At 66.7% G+C, this 20,143-nt stretch carries 10 protein-coding genes and 3 pseudogenes; 5 read left to right on the top strand and 8 right to left on the bottom strand.

Going from position 1 to position 20,143, the window contains the following annotated elements:
- The first annotated feature begins 65 nt into the window (after positions 1 to 65).
- Both ABIB25_RS11025 and mfd read left to right on the top strand, forming a co-directional pair.
- Positions 66 to 1,034 (top strand): acyl-CoA desaturase, encoded by a 969-nt coding sequence (locus tag ABIB25_RS11025; RefSeq protein ID WP_354528675.1) that lies wholly within the window; start codon positions 66 to 68, stop codon positions 1,032 to 1,034.
- A gap of 207 nt (positions 1,035 to 1,241) precedes the next feature.
- Positions 1,242 to 4,910, top strand: coding sequence for a transcription-repair coupling factor (mfd, locus tag ABIB25_RS11020; RefSeq protein WP_502919797.1), 3,669 nt, complete (start codon positions 1,242 to 1,244; stop codon positions 4,908 to 4,910).
- Between the two features lie 87 nt (positions 4,911 to 4,997).
- Here mfd and ABIB25_RS11015 read toward each other — a convergent pair whose 3' ends face one another.
- The 4 genes from ABIB25_RS11015 to ppc all read right to left on the bottom strand — a co-directional run bounded on the left by ABIB25_RS11015 (position 4,998) and on the right by ppc (position 11,712).
- On the bottom strand, positions 4,998 to 5,360 hold the full coding sequence (locus ABIB25_RS11015; protein ID WP_354528494.1) for a hypothetical protein: 363 nt from the start codon (positions 5,358 to 5,360) through the stop codon (positions 4,998 to 5,000).
- A gap of 180 nt (positions 5,361 to 5,540) precedes the next feature.
- Positions 5,541 to 7,448, bottom strand: a complete 1,908-nt coding sequence (locus ABIB25_RS11010) for a DUF4012 domain-containing protein (protein ID WP_354528493.1) — start codon at positions 7,446 to 7,448, stop codon at positions 5,541 to 5,543.
- Positions 7,445 to 8,761, bottom strand: a complete 1,317-nt coding sequence (locus tag ABIB25_RS11005; RefSeq protein WP_354528492.1) for a UDP-glucose dehydrogenase family protein — start codon at positions 8,759 to 8,761, stop codon at positions 7,445 to 7,447. Before ABIB25_RS11005 ends, ABIB25_RS11010 begins: the two co-directional genes overlap by 4 nt.
- A 107-nt stretch (positions 8,762 to 8,868) precedes the next feature.
- Entirely contained in the window at positions 8,869 to 11,712 is a 2,844-nt protein-coding gene (ppc, locus tag ABIB25_RS11000) for a phosphoenolpyruvate carboxylase (RefSeq protein ID WP_354528491.1), read from the bottom strand.
- Positions 11,713 to 12,189: 477 nt separating this feature from the next.
- Between ppc and ABIB25_RS10995 the strand changes: the two genes are divergently transcribed.
- Together ABIB25_RS10995 and ABIB25_RS10990 are read left to right on the top strand one after the other, a co-directional pair.
- On the top strand, positions 12,190 to 12,570 hold the full coding sequence (locus ABIB25_RS10995) for a hypothetical protein (RefSeq protein WP_354528490.1): 381 nt from the start codon (positions 12,190 to 12,192) through the stop codon (positions 12,568 to 12,570).
- Positions 12,570 to 13,718 carry a DUF1972 domain-containing protein gene (locus ABIB25_RS10990; RefSeq protein ID WP_354528489.1) on the top strand — a complete coding sequence of 383 codons (1,149 nt, stop codon included), beginning with the start codon at positions 12,570 to 12,572 and terminating at the stop codon, positions 13,716 to 13,718. Before ABIB25_RS10995 ends, ABIB25_RS10990 begins: the two co-directional genes overlap by 1 nt.
- Positions 13,719 to 14,319: 601 nt before the next feature.
- Here ABIB25_RS10990 and ABIB25_RS10985 read toward each other — a convergent pair.
- A pseudogene (locus ABIB25_RS10985) lies at positions 14,320 to 14,947 on the bottom strand (IS256 family transposase); the annotation flags it as partial.
- A 114-nt stretch (positions 14,948 to 15,061) separates the two neighbouring features.
- Here ABIB25_RS10985 and ABIB25_RS10980 point away from each other — a divergent pair.
- A pseudogene (locus ABIB25_RS10980) lies at positions 15,062 to 16,344 on the top strand (IS256 family transposase).
- A gap of 122 nt (positions 16,345 to 16,466) precedes the next feature.
- Here the strand turns inward: ABIB25_RS10980 and ABIB25_RS29210 are convergent.
- The 3 genes and pseudogenes from ABIB25_RS29210 to ABIB25_RS10970 form a co-directional block, all read right to left on the bottom strand.
- Positions 16,467 to 17,042, bottom strand: coding sequence for a group II intron maturase-specific domain-containing protein (locus ABIB25_RS29210; RefSeq protein WP_502919793.1), 576 nt, complete (start codon positions 17,040 to 17,042; stop codon positions 16,467 to 16,469).
- Positions 17,043 to 17,057: 15 nt separating this feature from the next.
- The gene (locus ABIB25_RS29205) at positions 17,058 to 17,831 is read right to left on the bottom strand and encodes a reverse transcriptase domain-containing protein (RefSeq protein ID WP_502919792.1); all 774 of its coding nucleotides are present in this window, start codon (positions 17,829 to 17,831) and stop codon (positions 17,058 to 17,060) included.
- Between the two features lie 721 nt (positions 17,832 to 18,552).
- Positions 18,553 to 18,808: pseudogene (locus ABIB25_RS10970) on the bottom strand (transposase); the annotation flags it as partial.
- Between the last annotated feature and the right edge of the window lie 1,335 nt (positions 18,809 to 20,143).

Here is a 20,143-nt window from a genome sequence, read left to right as displayed (position 1 = left end):
TCCGGTTCTATCCTGCGGCCCGAGAAGATTGAGCACCTGTGACCCCTCCGCAGTCTGTTGAAGTGCTGGCCGGCCCGGTCGCAGATGTCGCCGCTCCCCGCACGACCGTCGGGCCGAGGCCGATCCTCGACGGCGAACGCGGCATCGCCGCGCAGATCGCCGTCTACGGTTTCTCCCTCATCCCCCTGCTGGCCGTCGTGCTGGCAGTGCCGTTCGCCTGGGGTTGGGGACTGGGCTGGACCGATCTAGCAATCGCGACCGTCTTCTACGTCATCTCCGGAATGGGTATCACGGTTGGCTTCCACCGCTACTTTACGCACGGATCGTTCAAGGCCAACCGCCCGCTCAAGATTGCACTGGCGGCGGCCGGACAGATGGCCGCGCAGGGGCCGGTGATCATCTGGGTCGCCGATCACCGCCGTCACCACGCGTTCTCCGACCGTGAGGGCGATCCGCACTCGCCCTGGCTGTACGGCACCTCGGTGCCGGCGCTGGCCAGGGGTTTCTGGCACGCCCACATGGGCTGGATCTTCGACCGGGACAGCACCAACCAGCAGCGTTTCGCTCCGGATCTGTTGGCGGACAAGGACATCGTCCGGCAGAACAAGTACTTCTGGGTCTGGACCCTGCTCTCCATCTTCGGCCCCGGTGTGGCCGGCGGACTGATCACCATGTCCTGGCACGGCGCGCTCACGGCGTTCTTCTGGGCCGGACTCGTCCGCATCGCACTGCTCCACCACGTCACCTGGTCGGTGAACTCGATCTGCCACATGATCGGCGAACGACCGTTCGCCGCCCGCGACAAGTCGGCCAACTTCTGGCCGCTGGCGCTCCTCTCGTTCGGGGAGTCCTGGCACAACCTGCACCACGCCGACCCGACCTGCGCGCGCCACGGCGTGCTGCGCGGACAGATCGACATCTCGGCCAGGGCGATCTGGTTCTTCGAGAAGTTCGGCTGGGCCACCAAGGTCCGGTGGTCCAACCCCCAGCGCCTCGCCCGTATCCAGGCCACCGCCGGTGAGATGGGGCACTGACCCGTCCCTTCGGCCCACCGCACTGCTGGTCGTCGGCGGTACTGTTGGACCCAGTCACCCCCGTGCCACGTCGGCCGGGGGTTTTCTGGCGTGCCGGTCACCCGGCCCGTCGGTGATGGCCGGCCACCTTGGCCTGGTCCGGCGACAGACCCAAGGGGAGTACCAGTGGCACAGCAGGTGGCAAACAAGCCGGTATCGGCAGCTCGGGTGAACCAGCACCAACCCGCTGATGCACCCGAGAGTCCGGTGCTGAGCGGGCTTCTCGCCGCCGTGCTGGCCACCGGAACCGTTCGGGACGTGGTGGCGGCTGCCGGGTCGCCCTCCCAGCGAATCGTCGCGCCGGCGGGCATCCGGCCGTTCCTCGCCGCTGCACTGGCCACCGCGAAGACGGCCGGCGGCGCCGGGGTCCCGGTGCTGTTGGTCACTGCGACCGGCCGCGAGGCCGAGGTGGCCACCTGCGCGGTGGGCGACCTGATCGGCGACGACCGCGTGATGATCTTCCCGTCGTGGGAGACCCTGCCGCACGAACGGTTGTCACCGCGCGCCGATACCGTGGGAAAGCGGTTGGCCACCCTGCGCCGGCTCGCACACCCCGAGGAGCACCCGGCCGGCTCTCCGGCGGTCATCGTCGCCACGATCCGTTCGCTGATCCAGCCGATGGCTCCGGATTTGGGGGAGTTGGCTCCGGTGGTCCTGCGGGTCGGCGATTGGACCGACCTGTCGGAACTGGTGGGCCGCCTGGTCACGCTGGCCTACACCCGGGTCGACATGGTCGAGAAGCGGGGTGAGATCGCCGTTCGCGGAGGCATTCTCGACCTGTTCCCCCCCACCGACAGCCATCCCGTCCGCATCGAGTTCTTCGGCGACGAGATCACCGACATCCGCCGTTTCGCGGTCACCGACCAGCGTGCCATCGACACGGACGACACCGGCGCCGACAGGGACGAGGCCGCAACGGTGGTCGCCCAGGCCTGCCGCGAGATCCTGCTGACGCCCGAGGTACGCCAACGAGCGGCGCTGCTCGCGGCCGGCGGAACCGGCGACCCGACCCTCGCCGAGATGCTCGGCAAACTCGCCGCCGGTGTCGCCGTCGAGGGCATGGAAGCACTGATCCCGGTCCTCGTCCCCGGACGCCTGACGATGCTGCCGGAGCTGCTGCCGGCCGGCACGCACGTGGTGCTCGCCGACCCCGAACGCATCCGCACCCGCGCCGAGGACCTGGTGCGCACGGGCGCCGACTTCCTGGCCGCGTCCTGGATGGCGGCGGCCACCGGAGGCAAGGCGCCGATCGATCTGGCCGAGTCCGCCTATCGCTCGCTCGGCGAGGTGCAGGACCTGATCCGGGACCAGGAGCTGCCGCTGTGGCGAATTGCTCCGTTCGGGGTCGACATCCCTGACGAGTCGGACCATCTCCGCGATGAAGACCTCGACAGTCGCGCGGCCGTCGTCGCTGCACCGTCCTACCGGGGCGAGATCGCAGTGGCGATCAACGATGCCGCCGAACGCGCCGCCGGCGGTGGGATCACCGTCGTGGTGGTGCCCGCGGCAGGGACCGCCGCCCGGGCGGCCGAGCGCCTGTCCGAGGCCGACCTCGCCGTCGTCGTCACCGGCGACACCATGCATCGGTTACCGCAGCCGGGGATGGTGACGGTCGCCCGCGGCCGGCTGGAGGACGGGTTCATCATCACCGGGTCCGGGCTCGCCGTGATCACCGAGTCGGACCTGACGGGCACCCGGGGAACCGCTGCCGCGGCCGGCAGTACGAAGATGCCGTCGCGGCGCCGGAACATGGTCGACCCGCTCGCGCTGAAGCCGGGCGACTACGTGGTGCACGCCCAGCACGGCATCGGCAAGTACATCGACCTGGTCAGCCGCACCTCGGGCGGCGCGGTCCGCGAGTACCTGGTGGTCGAGTACGCGCCGAGCAAACGGGGCCACCCCGGTGACCGGCTCTTCGTGCCGACCGATGCCCTCGACCTGCTGTCCCGCTACATCGGCGGCGAGCTCCCGACGGTCAACAAGCTCGGCGGAGCGGACTGGGCCAAGACCAAGGGCCGGGCTCGCAAGGCCGTCCGCGACATCGCCGCCAAGCTCGTGCAGCTCTACGCGGCCAGAGCCTCCGCCCCCGGCCATGCCTTCGCCCCGGACACCCCCTGGCAGCGCGAACTCGAGGACGCTTTCCCGTTCACCGAGACGCCGGACCAGATGGCAGCCATCGACGAGGTCAAGTCCGACATGGAGAAGGCTGTCCCGATGGACCGGGTGATCTCCGGTGACGTCGGCTACGGCAAGACCGAGATCGCCGTGCGGGCCGCGTTCAAGGCCGTCCAGGATGGCAAGCAGGTTGCCATCCTGGTGCCGACGACGCTGCTGGCCCAGCAACACCTGTCGACCTTCGGCGAACGGATGTCGGCGTTCCCGGTGACGGTTCGCGGGCTGTCCCGCTTCACCTCGGCGACCGATTCCACCCAGACCATCAAGGGCCTGGCCGACGGCAGCGTCGACATCGTGATCGGGACCCACCGGCTGCTCCAGCCGACCGTCCGCTACAAGGACCTCGGGCTGGTCATCGTCGACGAGGAACAGCGTTTCGGTGTCGAGCACAAGGAGCACATCACCGCGCTACGTGCGCATGTCGACATGCTGACCATGTCGGCGACCCCGATTCCCCGCACCCTGGAGATGAGCCTGGCCGGCATCCGCGAGATGTCGACGATCCTCACTCCGCCGGAGGAGCGCCACCCGATCCTCACCTACGTCGGCGGCTACGATGACAAGCTCGTCGCCGCTGCGATCCGGCGGGAGCTGCTGCGGGACGGCCAGGTGTTCTTCGTCCACAACCGCGTCTCCGACATCGATGCGGTGGCCGGGCGGATTCGCGAGGCGGTGCCGGAGGCGCGCGTCGCCGTCGCTCACGGACAGATGAACGAGGACCGGCTGGAGAAGGTGATCGACGGATTCTGGGACCGTTCCTCCGACGTGCTGATCTGCACGACCATCGTCGAGACCGGGCTCGACATCTCCAACGCCAACACCCTGATCGTCGACCACGCCGAGATTCTCGGCCTGTCGCAGATGCACCAGCTGCGCGGGCGGGTGGGTCGTGGGCGCGAGCGCGGCTACGCCTACTTCCTCTACCCGAGCGAGAAGCCGCTGACCGAGACCGCGCACGACCGGCTGGCCACCATCGCGCAGAACTCCGATCTCGGCGCCGGCATGGCCGTGGCCATGCGGGATCTCGAGATCCGTGGCGCCGGCTCGATTCTCGGTGCCGAACAGAGCGGGCACATCGCCGGCGTCGGTTTCGATCTGTACATCCGCCTCGTCGGTGAGGCGGTGGCCGCCTTCAAGAAGGCCAGTGGTGCACCGGGTGAGAAGGAGAGCGCCGAGGAGGAAGTGGAGGCGCTGGAGGTCAGGGTGGAGCTGCCCGTCGACGCCAGCATCCCGCACGACTACGTCCCCTCCGAGCGCCTGCGCCTCGACGCCTACCGGAAGATCGCCGGCGCCTCGAGCGCGGAGGACATCTCGGCGGTGAGGGCGGAGCTGGTCGATCGGTACGGCCCGTTGCCAACCGAGTCCGAGAACCTGCTGGCGGTCGCGGCTTTCCGGCAGATCTGCCGTGAGGCCGGGGTGTCCGAGGTGGCCCTCGGGCCGCAGGGCCTGCGCTTCTCACCGCTGGTGCTGGCCGAGTCGGCGCAGATGCGGGCCGCCCGGCTGTATCCGGGTTCGAAGTACCGGCAGCTCACGAACACCCTGACGATCCGGCCGCCGACCGAATCCGATCGCCTGGCCGCCGACACCCTGCGGGATCTGCCACTGCTGGAGTTCTGCCAGCAGCTCCTGCACAACCTGGTGCCCGCCACCCGGGGCGTGTGAGCGGCCCCGGAAACAGCCGGCGGAGACAGCAATGGCGCCGACGCGGTGTGCGTCGGCGCCATCGGGCTGTCGTAGGAGCAGCTGCTCTCAGATGTGGCGAGCGGACTTGCTACGCGTCATCCGGGTGCCGACGATCAGCAGGGCAACGCCGAGGAGCAGGACGATCGCGCCGACGAGGACGAACAGGCCGACGTTGATGCCGGAGCCCGTGTAGGACAGGTTTCCGGCCACGTCCTGGCTGGTGCCCAGCACCGAGATGGACGTGGATGGCGGATTGACCGCGGACGTCGTCGGCAGGACGGACTGCGAGGTCGGCAGGACGGACTGAGAGGTAGCGGTCACGGACGACGGCGGGTAGTCGCCGGCCGCTGGGGCCGCTGAGGCAACGCCGAAGGACAGGAACAGGGCAGCAACGGCGAGGGCGAGCACAGCTGCGATTTTGCGGAACATGATGATCTCCTGATGGTTGCTGCGCTACCCACCTATGGACGCGCTCGGGCTTATCCTAGGGCCAACCCGGAGAATCCTGTCACGATACGTGATGGTTTCGTGATGAACTGATGCAAAACAACCCGTCCGAGTGGTCGCCGCCACCCTTCAGGGTGGGTTCGAGTGAACGACCGATCATGATCAGCAGGCCGGAAAGCTCGCCGCAGTGGTCTTCCACGTCGTCACACCTGGGGTGATGGCGATCTGAGGGGTGAACTGCGTGGCCACCGACGACGCCGCGGATGCGCTCATCCTCGCAACCACGACCGTCTTCTGGCCGGGCTTCTGATCGATGGTCACGGTCCCGACCTTGCGTCCGGACTCGGTGGCCCAGGTGACTGGCAGTGATACCCCGTCGACGGTGATGGCGCTGATGTCGCCGCCGAGCGGGGCGAAGACCAGAAGGTTCGTTCGGAGCACGTAGGGCCCGGCCTTCTGATAGCCGAGGACGTATGCGGGGAGACCGCTGCTCGGCGCGGCGTAGCTCAGGTCGACGGTCAGGGTCAGCTGGCGCTGACTGCCGGCAACGCAGGATCCGGCCGTCAGCGAGGCAGAGCCGGATGCGTAGTAGCCGAGCTTTCCGCCGGTGCCGTCGTTGCGGAAGACCCCGATGGTCGGGATCGCCCCATCCTTGGAAGGTAACGCGGTGCCCAGATCGGTTTCGATCAGGTCCTTCTGCTCGGAAGGGTGGGTGCTCCACAGCTGAAGCCGGTGCTGTACAGCAGCTTTCGTCAGACCGCGCAGGGCGACTTTCGCGTTGGCCGGAGAATTCGTCACCGAGGTGAACGCCCGCAACGTCGCTTCGGCCAAAAAGGCGTCTCGGGCCTTCGCGTCCTTGGACCCCGGATACAGCTTGTAGGCCCTGGACAGCAGGATGGACGTCACGTTCGAGGAGGTCAGCCTTAGGTCGTGCCCTATCTCGATCGGAGCGGCACCCTGCAGCAGATAGGAGAGCGCAACCGGGTCGAGAGCGAGGACGCCGTCCAGCTGGACGTGAGTGCGGTCGGCGTACATCGCGGTGATGAGACTGGCGGCGGTCGGGAAGTCCGGCGTCAGGTTGACGTCGGTCGGGTAGGTGTTGGGCAGCGTCCCGTAGAGCGCGGTGGGCAGATTGGCCCTGGGTGGGAGCGCCGGATCGTAGGTGCCGAGATCGATGCTCGATGAGCCCTGACCGCCGATCGTCAGCTTGCCGTGGTCGATGGTGAGCAGGGCGTACGACCCGAAGATGCCGCCGGTCGCTCGAGCTTCGGCCAGGTTCTGGAAGACAACCAGATAACGACGCGTGCCGTCAGCGCCGAGCATCGCCGGTGCGAGCCTGCCGATGCGGGCCGCGCTGCTGGTGGACCCGGAGAGCGAGATCAGCTTCTCCTGGAACGTATTCACCGCCCGTGCCAGCGGACCGACGAGATCACTGCGGTCGATGGCGTACACCGCCAGCAGGGCGGAGCCCACCTGCGCATCCGCCTTCTGCAGGGCGCCGGCGGCTGCTGCGATCGGTGCCACGTCGATGATTCCGTTGCGCGGCGCCAATGCCGAAGGCTGCACCGTGGTCGCGACGTCGAGCAGTGCCGGGGCAGTGTTGTCGGCCAGTCCGTTCATGATCGACGCCACCTGCGAGATCGCCTTCAGGTTCGAGCCGACCCACGGAAGGTGCTTCGCCAGGGAGAACAGCGGATCCGAGGTGGCGCTCACCGCTCCGGCCGACTCGTTCCGGAGGCCGTCGACAGCGCTGCGGGCCTTCACCAGGTCGATGTCGTCGAGGTTCTTGATCTGCCCCTGCAATGACGCCACCTCCGAGGCCGCGGCATTCAGGTGGCGGTAGGCCTGATAGGTCCGCCATCCCACCCACGCGGCCGAGAGGATGATCAAAATGCCGACAGCCGCGAGACCTCGACCGATCCACTTCCGCCTGGTCCGGAGCGGTTCCGCTGACTCGGCGGAGGGCACGGCCGGCATTTCGGGTTCGACGGGGGTACTGGTGTCCGCCGACGTGGTCGCCTCCAGGCCACTATCCGAGCTCTCGGGCCCGGGCTCGCTTCCCGCGCTCACGGACGGCCGAGCGCGCGGTAGGTCCAGCCGGCATTCCGCCACTGCGTGGGCTCCAGTGCATTGCGACCGTCGAGCATGCGCCGACCGGCCACCACCGTCGCGAGTTCGTCCGGATCGATGGTCCGGTACTCCTCCCACTCGGTCAGCAGCAGCACCAGGTCGGCACCAGCGGCCGCCTGCATCGCGGTGTCCGCGTAGTGCAGGTTCGGCCAGACCCGGCGGGCGTTGGCCAGCGCCTCCGGGTCGGTCACGGTGACGGTCGCCCCCTGCAACTGCATCTGGGCGGCCACGTTGAGGGCGGGCGAGTCGCGGATGTCGTCACTGTTCGGCTTGAACGCCGCGCCCAGAACGGCGATGTGGCGCCCGACGATGGAGCCTCCGCAGACCTCTCTGGCCAGATCCACCATTCGCACCCGGCGGCGCATGTTGATCGAGTCGATCTCGCGGAGGAAGGCGAGCGCCTGATCGGCTCCCAGTTCGCCGGCCCTGGCCATGAACGCCCTGATGTCCTTGGAGAGGCACCCACCGCCGAAACCGAGGCCCGCGTTGAGAAAACGGCGACCGATGCGCACGTCGTGCCCGATGGCGTCGGCCAGCTGGGCGACGTCGGCTCCGGCGGCCTCGCACACCTCGGCCATGGCGTTGATGAACGAGATCTTGGTGGCCAGGAAAGAGTTCGCGGCGGCCTTGACCAACTCGGCCGTCGCGTAGTCGGTGGTGACCAGCGGCGTGCCGGCGGCCAACGGCTGGGCGTAGACCTCGTCGAGCATCGCCTTCGCCACCTCGGCGTGCGGCGCCGGCGGCAGTCCGTAGACCAGCCGGTCGGGGGAGAGCGTGTCCTGGACGGCGAATCCCTCGCGCAGGAACTCCGGGTTCCAGGCCAGCAGGGCCGTGCTCTGGTGGGCGCTGACGATGCTCGCCAGTCGCGCCGCCGTCCCGACCGGCACGGTCGACTTGCCGACGACCAGGTCGCCGGGGGACAGGTGGGGCGCGAGGCCGTTGACGGCGGCATCGACGTAGGTCATGTCCGCAGCGTTCTCGCCCGCACGCTGCGGTGTTCCGACGCACACGAAGTGCACGGTGCTGCCCTTCACCGCCCCCAGATCGGTGGTGAACGTGAGCCGCCCGCTCTCCAGGGCCTCGACCAGGACGTCCTCGAAGCCGGGCTCGTAGAACGGGGCCTTGCCGGCCAGCAGCGACTCCACCTTGGGGGCGTCGACGTCGATCCCGATGACCTCGTGCCCGGACCTGGCCATGCAGGCGGCGTGCACGGCACCCAGGTAGCCGCAGCCGATCACGGTCATCTTCGTCATGCGTCATTCCCCATTTGTTCGATCGTCGTCGAGATACGGCGTTCGCAGTCCGAACCTTCTCCTTCGGGATGCGCGGTGGGATGCCACCGTACCGAGTGACGGCAGGGTCAGCCGGTGTTGCGCATCCCGGCGGCGACCCCGTTGATCGTCAGCAGCATCGCCCGCTGCAGTTCCGGATCGGTCTCCACCCCGGCTTCGAGACCGCGGATCCGATGCAGCAGGTCCACCTGGAGGTAGGAGATGGGGGCCAGATACGGCTCGCGAACCGTGAGCGTCCGGCTCAGGTCCGGCTGGGACGCCAACAGATCCGTGGAGTGCGTGAGCCGCAGCACCTCGGACACCGTCAGGGCGTGCTCGGTCCTGATCAGTTCGAAGAGATGCTGGAGCCTTTCCGGGACCAGGGCCGAGACGTACAGCTGGGCGATCTCGAGATCTGTTTTGGCCAGGGTCATCTCGACATTCGAGATGAAGGTGCGGAAGAAGTGCCAGCTGCGGTAGATCTCGTCGAGCAGCTCGTCGTGACCGGCATCGCGGGCTGCTCTGAGCCCGGACCCGACGCCGAACCAGCCCGGCACGATCTGCCGGGACTGCGTCCACCCGAAAACCCACGGGATTGCGCGCAGCCCGGACAGGCCGGCCCCGGAGTCCGGGCGCCGGGACGGCCGCGAACCGATGTTGAGGGACCCGAGCTGTTCGACCGGAGTGGAGGCCAGGAAGTAGGCCGGGAGGTCCGGGTCGTCGATCAGCGTGCGGTACATGGTGAAGGCCGACGAGTTGACCGTCTCCATCACCTCGTCCCAGGCAGCCAGTTGCGCGTCCGACAGTCGGGGGGCCCGATGCAGGGCGGAGGCCTGCAGGGCCGCGGCGACCGTGAGTTCCAGGTTCTCCCTGGCCAGTTCGGGGAGGGCGTACTTGTCGCTGATCACCTCGCCCTGCTCGGTGAACTTGATCGCGCCGGTCAGGACACCGTGTGGCTGGGCCAGGATCGAGTCGTAGGTCGGCCCGCCGCCGCGGCCGACGGTACCGCCGCGGCCGTGGAACAGGATCAGAGAGACACCGTGGCGCGCTGCGACGTCGCGAAGGACGCGCTGGGTCTTGTGGATCTCCCACTGGCTGGTGGTGATGCCCGCGTCCTTGTTGGAGTCCGAGTAACCGAGCATCACCTCCTGCACGTCGCCGCGCAGCCGGACGATCTCCCGGTAGGTGGGGTCGGACAACAGTTCGTCGATCACCTCGCCGGACTTCCGCAACTCCTCCACGGTCTCCAGTAGCGGCGCGAAACCGATGCGGGCGAATGGTTTCCGGGTGGAGTCGCCTGGGCTGGTGTAGAGGTCGAGCAGGCCGGCCTCGCGCGCCAGGATCGCCGGGGCCAGCACGTCGTCGGCGCCCATCGTCATCGAGATGATGTAGGTCTGGATGACCTCGGGGCCGTAGGTGTCCAGCGCGTCGACGATCTCGGTGAACACCGAGAAGGTCTTGGCCCCGGCGCCATCCAGCGGTGCGGGACGGTAGGTCAGCGGCCGGTGTGAGGTCAGTTCGGCCGACAGTAGTTTCATCCGATCGGGGCGGCTGAGCTCGGCGTAGGACGTCGGTTGCTCGGCCAGCCGGTCGACCAGTTGCCCGACGACGTGATGGTGGGCCTCGGCGTGCTCGCGGATGTCCATCGTCGCGGCATGCAAGCCGGTCGCGGCGATGCTGCGACGGACGGTGGCCACGATGCCGGTGACGGCCAGCTCGCCGCCGTTGGCTGCGAGCGAGTCGGCGATGACCTCGAGGTCGGCCAGCAGTTCCGCGCGCTCGGCGTAGTCGCGGCCGGGCTCGTGCGGGCTCCGTTTCGCGAAACGCACCCTGGTGTTGAGCAGCTTGGCCTTCATGCAGGTCAGCTTGAGGCGGTAGGGCTCGGCGCTGTTGAGCTCCTTGACCCGCGGATCCAGGCCGGGCAGGTGGGCCAGGTCCTGCTCGACGGAACTGGTCAGTTCGTCGGACACGTGAACGATGGCAACGGAACCCGAGAGATTGGCGATCAGGCGGTCGACCCCGGCGATGGCCAGTTCGATGGCCAGCAGACCGTCCAGCGCGAGCACCTGGTGGGTGATGGCGGCGGTGACGTTGGGATTGCCGTCCCGGTCGCCGCCGATCCAGGTGCCGAGTGCAAGCGGCACCGACTCCGGGTCAAGGGTGACGCCGTACCCGGCCAGTTCGGCGGCCAGGTCGTCCATCAGGGCTGGCAGGCTCTCGCCGCCGATCTGCCGCAGGTAGTAGAGGAGGTTGCGGGCCTCGTCGATCGGCGTCGGCCGGATCTGCCGGAGTTCGTCGGTCTGCCAGATCAGGTCGATGATCTCGGCCAGCTGTCGATCCTGCCGGACCCGGGCGGTCGAGCCGGGCATGGTCTCGGTGGACAGCAGGTCGCTGATCCGGCGGAGCTTTGTCAGCACGCTCCGCCGGCTGGCCTCGGTGGGATGGGCGGTGAACACGGGCCGCACGTCCAGGTCGGCGATCGACCGCTCGAGTTCCTCGGGGCCAAGAGCCGATGCCACCTCGGCGACGGTGCGCGCCAGCCAGCCCTCCTCCGCCGGGCGCTTGCGCAGGGTGCGGATCCGGTCCACCTGCTCGGCGGCGTTGGCCAGGTGGAAGTAGGCGGCAAAGGCGCGGACCAGGGACGTGGCCTGCTTGATCGGCAGGCCCGCGAGAATGGCCCTGACCTGGTCGGTGGCGGCCAGGCGATCGGCTGGGGTGTCCGACTCCTGGGCCTGCTTGGTCAGCGCCCTGACCTGTTCGACCAGGTCCAGCAGCTCCTGACCCTCCTGACGCAGGAGGGTCTGGCCCAGCACGTCTCCGACCCGCCTGACGTCGGCACGCAGTTGGGCGGCCTGGTCGGTAGAGGAATCTGGGTGCGCTGGCTCAGCCGGTGCGGCCAGATCGGCTGAAGCCTCGCGGGCGTCGTTGGGCATGGTGGGATCCTTCCTGACCCGGATGACAGGGATATTGCGGCCCTCCCGACCACGTGCGACCGGGGCGAGGGTCACGGCCGGGTGCGGCTGCTGGTGATGAGCGCTGGGGATGACGCAGAGTGCGATGTCCGCCACTTTCGTGGCGCTCGCCGTTCATCGGGGTGCGGTTTAGAGTTTGCGCGCCGTACACCGATCGGGCTGCATGACCCTTCTGGGTGGCTGTTGCGTGGGAGTCGCCCGAAGCGGGTGGGTTGAGTCCTCGCAGCGCGCATTTTCTGCTGGCTGTAGTCAAAGGAATGACAACTTTCACCCGAACGACTGCAAATGTCACGATTTGGCATGCGTGTATTGGCCTTCTCGTTACTAAGTGTTAGATTTGGCGCACTCCAGAGGGAGGCTGCAGCTCCAAGGTGAGACGTCGGGGATCACTTTTGAGCCAGAGCAGCGCACAATCCGCAGTGCTGAAGGGGTTCCCCGATGTCCCAGCATGTCTACATGCGCCTCGCGTTTGGCCGGTCACTCATGGTCACCGTGATCGCAGCGTTCACCCTCATAGTGTCGACTGAGGTTGCGTCAGCGTCCGAGGCGTCGAATGCCGATGCCGCCGCCGACGGCGCGCTCGGTCTGAGCGCCACGCACCACAGCGTCCTTCTCGGCATGTCAGTCGGGACATTGACCTGGGTATCCATCGGCCTTGGCCTGCTGGTAGTCGGGTTGATTTCCGCCTCCAAGCCCGGCCAGCGGGCGCAGCCGCGGGCTCTACCCGCTGCGGCCGGCGCTCGCCGGATGTACGAGTCCTCGGCGGTTCCGGCGCCATCTCAGGGCGACCTGACGAAGGCGACCCTGGCCGTCACATGATGGCGGCGGCTCGAGGCATCGACCGTCGCGAAGGTCCACTGCGGATCGCCATGGTCGGAACCCGCGGCGTCCCTGCGCGTTACGGCGGTTTCGAGACCTGTGTAGAAGAGGTCGGCCGACGCTTGGCCGACCGCGGACACGACGTCGTCGTTTACTGCCGTTCGCCCAGAGGTGCGGAGCGGCTGGCCGAGTATCGAGGGATGTCGCTCGTCCACCTTCCGGCGATGAAGAAGCGCTCGCTGGAGACCCTGAGTCACACCGCTCTATCGGCGGGTCATCTGATGCGACACCGCACCGACGTGGCCGTCGTCTTCAATTGCGCCAACGCGCCGTTACTGCCCCTGCTGCGCGCTCGGGGTATCCCGTTCGCAACCCATGTCGACGGCTTGGAGTGGCAACGGGCCAAGTGGGGCAAGGCCGGGCGGCGCTACTACCGGTTGGCCGAGAAGATGTCGGTCCGTTGGTCCGATGCGCTGATCGCCGACGCTCAGGGCATTGCTGACTACTACACCGCCAACCATAGAGCCGACACCGACCTAATAGCTTACGGCGCTCCGATCGTGGATCGGCGGACCGACCGACTTTCCGAGCTCGACCTGACCGCCGCTGGCTTCCATCTGATAGTGGCTCGGTTCGAACCGGAGAACCATGTCGAAGAGGCAGTCCGCGGCTATGTGGCCAGCAATTCCGAACTGCCGCTGGTGGTGGTCGGATCGGCTCCATACTCGGATGAGTACACGGCCCGGGTGCATGATGCCGCGGACCGCCGGGTTCGTTTCCTGGGCGGGGTCTGGGATCAGGAATTACTCGACCAGCTCTACGCCGGGGCAGCCACGTACATCCACGGACACTCCGTCGGCGGCACCAATCCTTCGCTGCTGCGAGCCATCGGGGCCGGTGCCCCGACCGCCGCTTTCGATGTCAACTTCAACCGCGAGGTGCTTGTCGAGTCCGGTCGCTATTTTTCGACCTCTGAGGACCTCACCGCGCTGTTGGAGTCGGCCGAGGCCGATTCTGACTCGCTCGACGTTCGCCGCGGTCAGGCCTCGGAACGGGCAAAGTTGTACGACTGGGAACTGGTAACGGACGGGTACGAGTCGCTGTGCCGCAGGCTGGCCGGAGTGTCGCTGCCCGCACTAGCCATGTAAGCAGCCTGACAACCGACACTCGGGAGACGCCGCGGCCGGCGATGGAGCCTCCCTGCCACCGGCTCTAATGGCCAAGGTCGTCCGCGGCTGATGTTGGCGCAGAAAAGTTGGAGGTGCCCGAGCCTATTACGCCGCTCTCCTGGCCTTGCCGCTGTCAAGTAGTAGATAGGTATGCGCTTCCTCGGGTCGTCGACGATGTCGAGCAGCGTGTCCCTGGAGAACGCAGTCAGCAATGATGCAGGTCATACGGGCTGGAAGGTGGACCGCTTCGGTATCAGGAAGGCGACGAACAGCGGCACCATTCACCAGGGACCACCTGATCCAATCGCTCAAATATCGGCGACCCAGACCCCATCCGTCCAGGTCCAACCGTGCGTCTCATCTAGGACGTGAATTACGCAGTCATCGATTTGCTTGTGAGCAATGATTGAGACCTGTGGATCTACCGGGGAGGACGTACCTTCCCGATAGACCCAAGTAGCCACTCAAGCAAAGGCCGGGGCGCCGACGCCGGTCGGGATGGTACGTCCGTGCTCACGGTAGTTGCATCGCAGGACGCTTTGAAGTCGACCGATCAGGTCGGCGGTTCGTTGTTGGATGAGATCGCCCGGACCGCCGCCGGATGCGCCGACTTCGGAAGCGCAGCAAGCACATTCGCGGACTTGTGGAACCAGCACCGCTGCGCCTTCGTCTCCGGGAACACATCCTTGACCGCCGCCCAGAACCCCAACGCGCCATCCCCCATCGCCAGCACCGGGGCCCGCATCCCGCGACGTTTGGCATCGCGCAGCAACCCGGCCCAGGATTCGGTGGACTCGCGGTAGCCGTCGGTCGACGCGATCAGCTCCTTCTTCCCGTCGGTGCGGACGCCGATCATCACCAGCAGGCACAGCTTCTCCTGCTCCAGCCGGACGTTGACGTGGATCCGCCTCGACCCACAGATAGACGTAGTCCACGCCGGACAGGCTGCGGTCGGCGAACACCCGGGCCTCGTCCTGCCACTGCGTCATCAGCCGGGTGATCGTCGCCGCCGACAGGCCGGCCCCGGATCCGAGGAACTGCTCCAACGCGGGCCCGAAGTCCAGACTAGAGAGCCCATGCAAGTACGGCAGCGGCAACACCTCGGCGACCTTCGGCGACTTCCGCGCCGACGCCGGCAAGATCGCCGAGGAGAACCGCTGCCGCACAACAGTTTCCGGATCAACGCGCTTGTCGTTCACCCGCGGCGCCGCCGAGCAATAATTGAGACCTGTGGATCTGCCGGGGAGGACGCACCTCCTGATGGATCCGGTCCGCACTCAAGCAAAGGCCGGCGCGCCAACGCCGGTCGGGAAGGTATGTCCGTGCTCGCGGTAGTTGCATCGCAGGACGCTGGAAAGCCGACCGATCAGGTCGGCGGTTTGTTGTTGGATGAGATCGTTCGGGACGGGGCCCGCAAGATGCTGGCGGCGGCGCTGCAGGGGTGAGGTCGCCGCCTACATCGACGCGCACGCCGACCAGGTCGACGAGTCGGGTCACCGGTTGGTGGTCCGCAACGGCTCGGCCGCCGCGCGGCAGGTCGTCACCGGCGCCGGCGATGTGACGGTGGCGGCGCCGCGGGTGAACGACGAGCGGGTCGATCCAGAAACCGTTGTGCAGCAACGGTTCTCCTCGGCGATCTTGCCGGCGTGGGCCCGGAAGTCGCCGAAGGTCGCCGAGGTTTTGCCGCTGCTGTATTTGCACGGGCTGTCCAGTCTGGACTTCGGGCCGGCGTTGGAGCAGTTCCTCGGATCCGGGGCCGGGTTGTCGGCGGCGACGATCACCCGGCTGACGACGCAGTGGCAGGACGAGGCCCGGTTGTTCGCTGACCGCAGCCTGTCCGGCGTGGACTACGTCTATCTGTGGGTCGACGGGATCCACGTGAATGTCCGGTTGGAGCAGGAGAAGCTGTGCCTGCTGGTGATGATCGGTGTCCGCACCGACGGGAAGAAGGAGCTGATCGCGTTGACCGACGGCTACCGGGAGTCCACGCCAGTCGTGGGCCGGCCTGCTGCGCGATGCGAAACGCCGTGGGATGCGGGCCCCGGTGCTGGCGATGGGTGATGGCGCGTTGGGGTTCTGGGCGGCGGTGAAGGACGTGTTCCCGGAGACGAAGGCTCAGCGGTGCTGGTTCCACAAGTTGGCGAATGTGCTTGCTGCGCTGCCGAAGTCGGCTCACCCGGCGGCGGTCCGGGCGATGCAGGACATCTACAACGCCGAGGACGGCGACCTGGCCAGGGTCGCGGCCAAGGCGTTCGCCATCGACTACGGCGCGAAGTTCCCCAAGGCCGTCGCGAAGATCATCGACGACCTGGATGTGCTGCTGGAGTTCTACAACTACCCGGCCGAGCACTGGGTGCATCTGCGGACGACGAACCCGATCGAGTCGACGTTCGCGACCGTCCGTCACCGCACCAAGGTCACCAAAGGGCCGGGTTCCCGCGCCGCCGGTCTGGCCATGGCGTTCAAGCTGATCGAAGCCGCCCAGGTCCGGTGGCGGGCGGTCAACGCGCCGCAGCTGGTGGCGCTGGTTCGGGCCGGAGCGACGTTCCACCACGGCAAACTCGTCGAACGGCCAGCCGACGATGCCAAGACGCAGGTCGCCTAAAAGATCTTCGTTGAGTCGGCCTGGGGCGCGGTGTCGGGATTGCTCCCGATCCGTTTCCCCAGGCCGCTCGCCGAACCCGCCGTGCGTGTTTCCACGCAACGGGCTCTCCACGGTGACTGCCGTCAGGCTGGTTGTTGCAGGGCCCAGGGTGTGGGGATCCCGCCTCGGTATCGGTACCGGGTGACCGGGACCGTTGAGAGGTCGAACAGATTGATCCCTTCCGCTGACAATGGTTTCCACCGTCCATCGGGGCGGGTGAATTGTCTGCGGAAGTCCGTCCAGGTCCAGCGATGCAATGTCGAAAGCCACCGCGCGACCCGCCACCACACGAAGTGGGCGAGGCGGGTGAACGTGTGCTTGCAGACCGCATGCCGGAAGTAGTTGGACCAGCCGCGGATGATCTGGCCGAGCCGGATCAGTACCGCTTTCGGGTCCTGCTGTGAGGACCTGTTCGTTGCGGCCCGGATCTTCGCCTTCAACGACCGGACGGGCCGGTCGGCGATGAAGGTGTAGACGTGCCACTTGTTCGCGCCCATCTTGCGGCGCCACTGGATGCGGAACCCCAGAAAGTCGAACCCCTCGCTCATGTGAACGACTCTGGTCTTGGCCTCCGAGAAGGCCAGTCCCACGGTCGCCAACACCTGTGCGATCTCTTTGCGCAGATCATGGACGTCGCTCTCGTTGCCGTGCACCAGCACAGCGAAATCGTCCGCTTAGCGGACGATCCGCCATGTCGGCAGACCCTTCGCGCGACGCCGCGCCCGCCTTGAAGGGGTCGACATCGTCCCGCCCGGCCGCCACGGCCCGTGCAGGTGCTCATCGAGCACCGACAGAGCGATGTTGGCCATCAACGGAGACAAGATCCCACCTTGGGGAGTGCCGGTGTTGGTGTCCTGGAAACGGCCGGACTCGGTCATGATCCCGGCCTTGAGGAACGCCTTCACCAACGCCATGACGCGTTTGTCCTTGATCCGCGTTCGCACTCGAGCCAGCAGGCTGGAATGCGAAATTTGGTCAAAGCACGCTTCGATGTCGGCGTCCAGCACCCATTGATAACCGTGGGTGCCCAGGTGCTGAATCTCGGCGATCGCGTCGTGGGCCCGCCGGTTGGGCCGAAACCCGTAGGAGACCGGCTGGAAGTCGGCCTCGAAGATGGGTTCCAGCACCAGCTTCAACGCGGCCTGGACCACCCGATCGGCGATGGTCGGGATACCGAGACTTCTCAGCTTCCCCGAGCCGTGCCCTTTCGAGATCAACCGTTGACGCACCGGCAACGGACGAAACGAGCCGTCCTTCACCGAGACGCGCAGATCGTCCAGGAACCCGGAAACACCAACGACCTGCTCGAGGTGGTCGGCCGTCAGACCGTCCACCCCGGGCGTGTTCGCGCCGGTATTCCCAGCGACCCTGGCGAACGCCACCAACAGCGTCGCCGGGTCGTGCACAAAGTTGAACAGATCATCAAACCGGCGGTCATGATCGGCCACCGCCCAACGGTGAAGTTTGGTCTGCATACCCGATACCCTGATCCAAGGTTCGCGCCCTGGGTCAGGACCGCCGGTGTTCACCGGTGGATCTTTCGGCATCACAGTGTCCTTCCCTCCTCATCTCCGCTGCCGCCCTTCCCGATGTGACCGGCTCTCCCGGCCTCGCAGTACTACGGCGGCTCCGCCCCGTCCCGACCCGATCGGCCGACGATGGACCCAACCCCAGACAACCCCGTTGGCCACGAGGATCAGGGTGAGGGCCGGAACGGTTCCCATGTTCACTGCTGCACGCTCGATGAAGGAGGAGCCCTGCTGGTATCCCTGCGGTATCGCCACGGCCAACCCGCAGCACTTCACCGTGGCCTCCTGGCAGTCGTGGATAAAACCACCCGAGAGTTCCCCTGGCGCAGACCAACTCACCTGCACAGGGTGCGCACCGCACCCGGCCCACATCCGCCAGATTCCGGGCCGGTCAAGACTTAAGGGACGTAATCACAGGTTCCTGTCGTACTCCTTTTCATCACGCTCGCCGGACCCACACCATCTGGCAGTACTGGCCCGTCCCGGCTTTGTCAGGGCTGCTCCCATCCATCCCGGCACCTCCCGGGATCGACTGCCCTCAGCTCCACCGCCCTGCTGCGACAGGGTCAGCGGCGAAGGTCTCTCACCTCCACTCGCACCAGCAGCGCCTCATGGCGCACATCCACATGTCTTGACTATTTCTCGGCGCCGCCACCGTCACAACGCCGGCGCCGGTCACCACCTCCCGCGCGACGGCCGAGCCGTTGCGGACCACCAACCGGTGACCCAGCTCGTCGACCTGATCGGCGTGCGCGTCGATGTAGGCGGCAACCTCACCCCTGCAACGCCGCCGCCAACATCTTGCGGGCCCCGTCCCGGACGATCTCATCCAACAACGAACCGCCGACCTGATCGGTCGACTTCAAAGCGTCCTGCGATGCAACTACCGTGAGCACGGACGTACCATCCCGACCGGCGTTGGCGCGCCGGCCTTTGCTTGAGTGGCTACTTGGGTCTATCGGGAAGGTACGTCCTCCCCGGCAGATCCACAGGTCTCAATCATTGCTCGAGGACAAGCCGGTCAAGCGCGACCTATACCGTGTCGGAATGGACCTGCTGGGTCTCCAATGCAATGTCCGCTGACTGCTCCGGTGATGGCGTCAGCACTTGCGGCCGACCGCTGCTGTCAAGGGCAACCTCTTAGCAGCAGCGCGATCGGCGCTGCCCATGTCGAAGCGGCGCTCGGAATCCGCAATCCGGCCGGGTGCACGCGCATCCCGGGGGAATACGCATGCCTGACGAGTCCTGGTCTGGCCCGCCTGTGTAGATGCTGCATATCTGTCCGAGTTGGTCCGGCTGACATGACCAGCGGCCGCCCATTCTGTTCCCCTCCCACCGACCGCCTACATGTCGAAGATTCCGAATCAGCTAGCTGTCGGTATCGCTGCCGTCAGTACCTTGATCAACTCCTGCGGGCGGGCGGTGCGGACCTTCAGGCCGTTAAAGTTCCTACCCGGTACCGATCCTGCAGGGGCCGGCCCCGGACGTCGGCACGTTGACAGGACTCGTTCAGGTAGAACTGGTTCACCCGAATAGTGCATCGCCATCTGGCCCCGGAGCACGGTTTGCCCTCTGAGTGCCTCAAGCTCAGATCACTTAAAGTGAGCTCAAGCCGCCTAGTAGCCCAGCTCGTGAGTCGGGATCCAGCGTTTCGTGACGAACGGTGACCTGCAATTTTGCATAGATACGTTACTAAAAGTAGCCGGAATTGACTATCGGTAGTCAATGCCTTTAGAGTTCCGACTACAGCAAGTATCTAGACGAATCGAAGCCTCGAAATCTGAGGATTCACCCATATGACTGGGAGATCTCTGATGACGGCCGCCCCTTCCGCAACGGGTTCTATCGCGCGCTGGCGCCGTTCAGTGCTACTGCTCATCCCCGCTACGATCCTGGCCGCGGCCCTCACTACGGGTGCTTCAGCCAGTGCGACACCCGCCGACGGCTACCGGGCGTCGCTCGTCGCATCGGCCAGCCCGAACCGCATCGCGGCCGGGTTCTCGAACTCCGATCCCCAGGCGATCGTGCTTGCTGCCCCGGCTCACCAGTCTGCCGCGATGGCACCCCAGGAGGTCACATCGCGGGTAGTCCAGCGGTGGACCAACCTGAACCTGAAAGATGTCGAGGCCGAACTGACGTTGCACTACAAGTCAGTGCCCGCGGTATCCGATGTTGCTGTCGAGCTCCGCAGCCAGGCCGATGGCCGCGCCTATCGGATCCATGTAGTCAAC

Source organism: Nakamurella sp. UYEF19, assembly GCF_040546275.1.
Lineage (GTDB): Bacteria > Actinomycetota > Actinomycetes > Mycobacteriales > Nakamurellaceae > Nakamurella.
The sequence above is the reverse complement of the archived record's forward strand: the minus strand, read 5'-3'. Positions and strand labels throughout refer to the sequence as shown.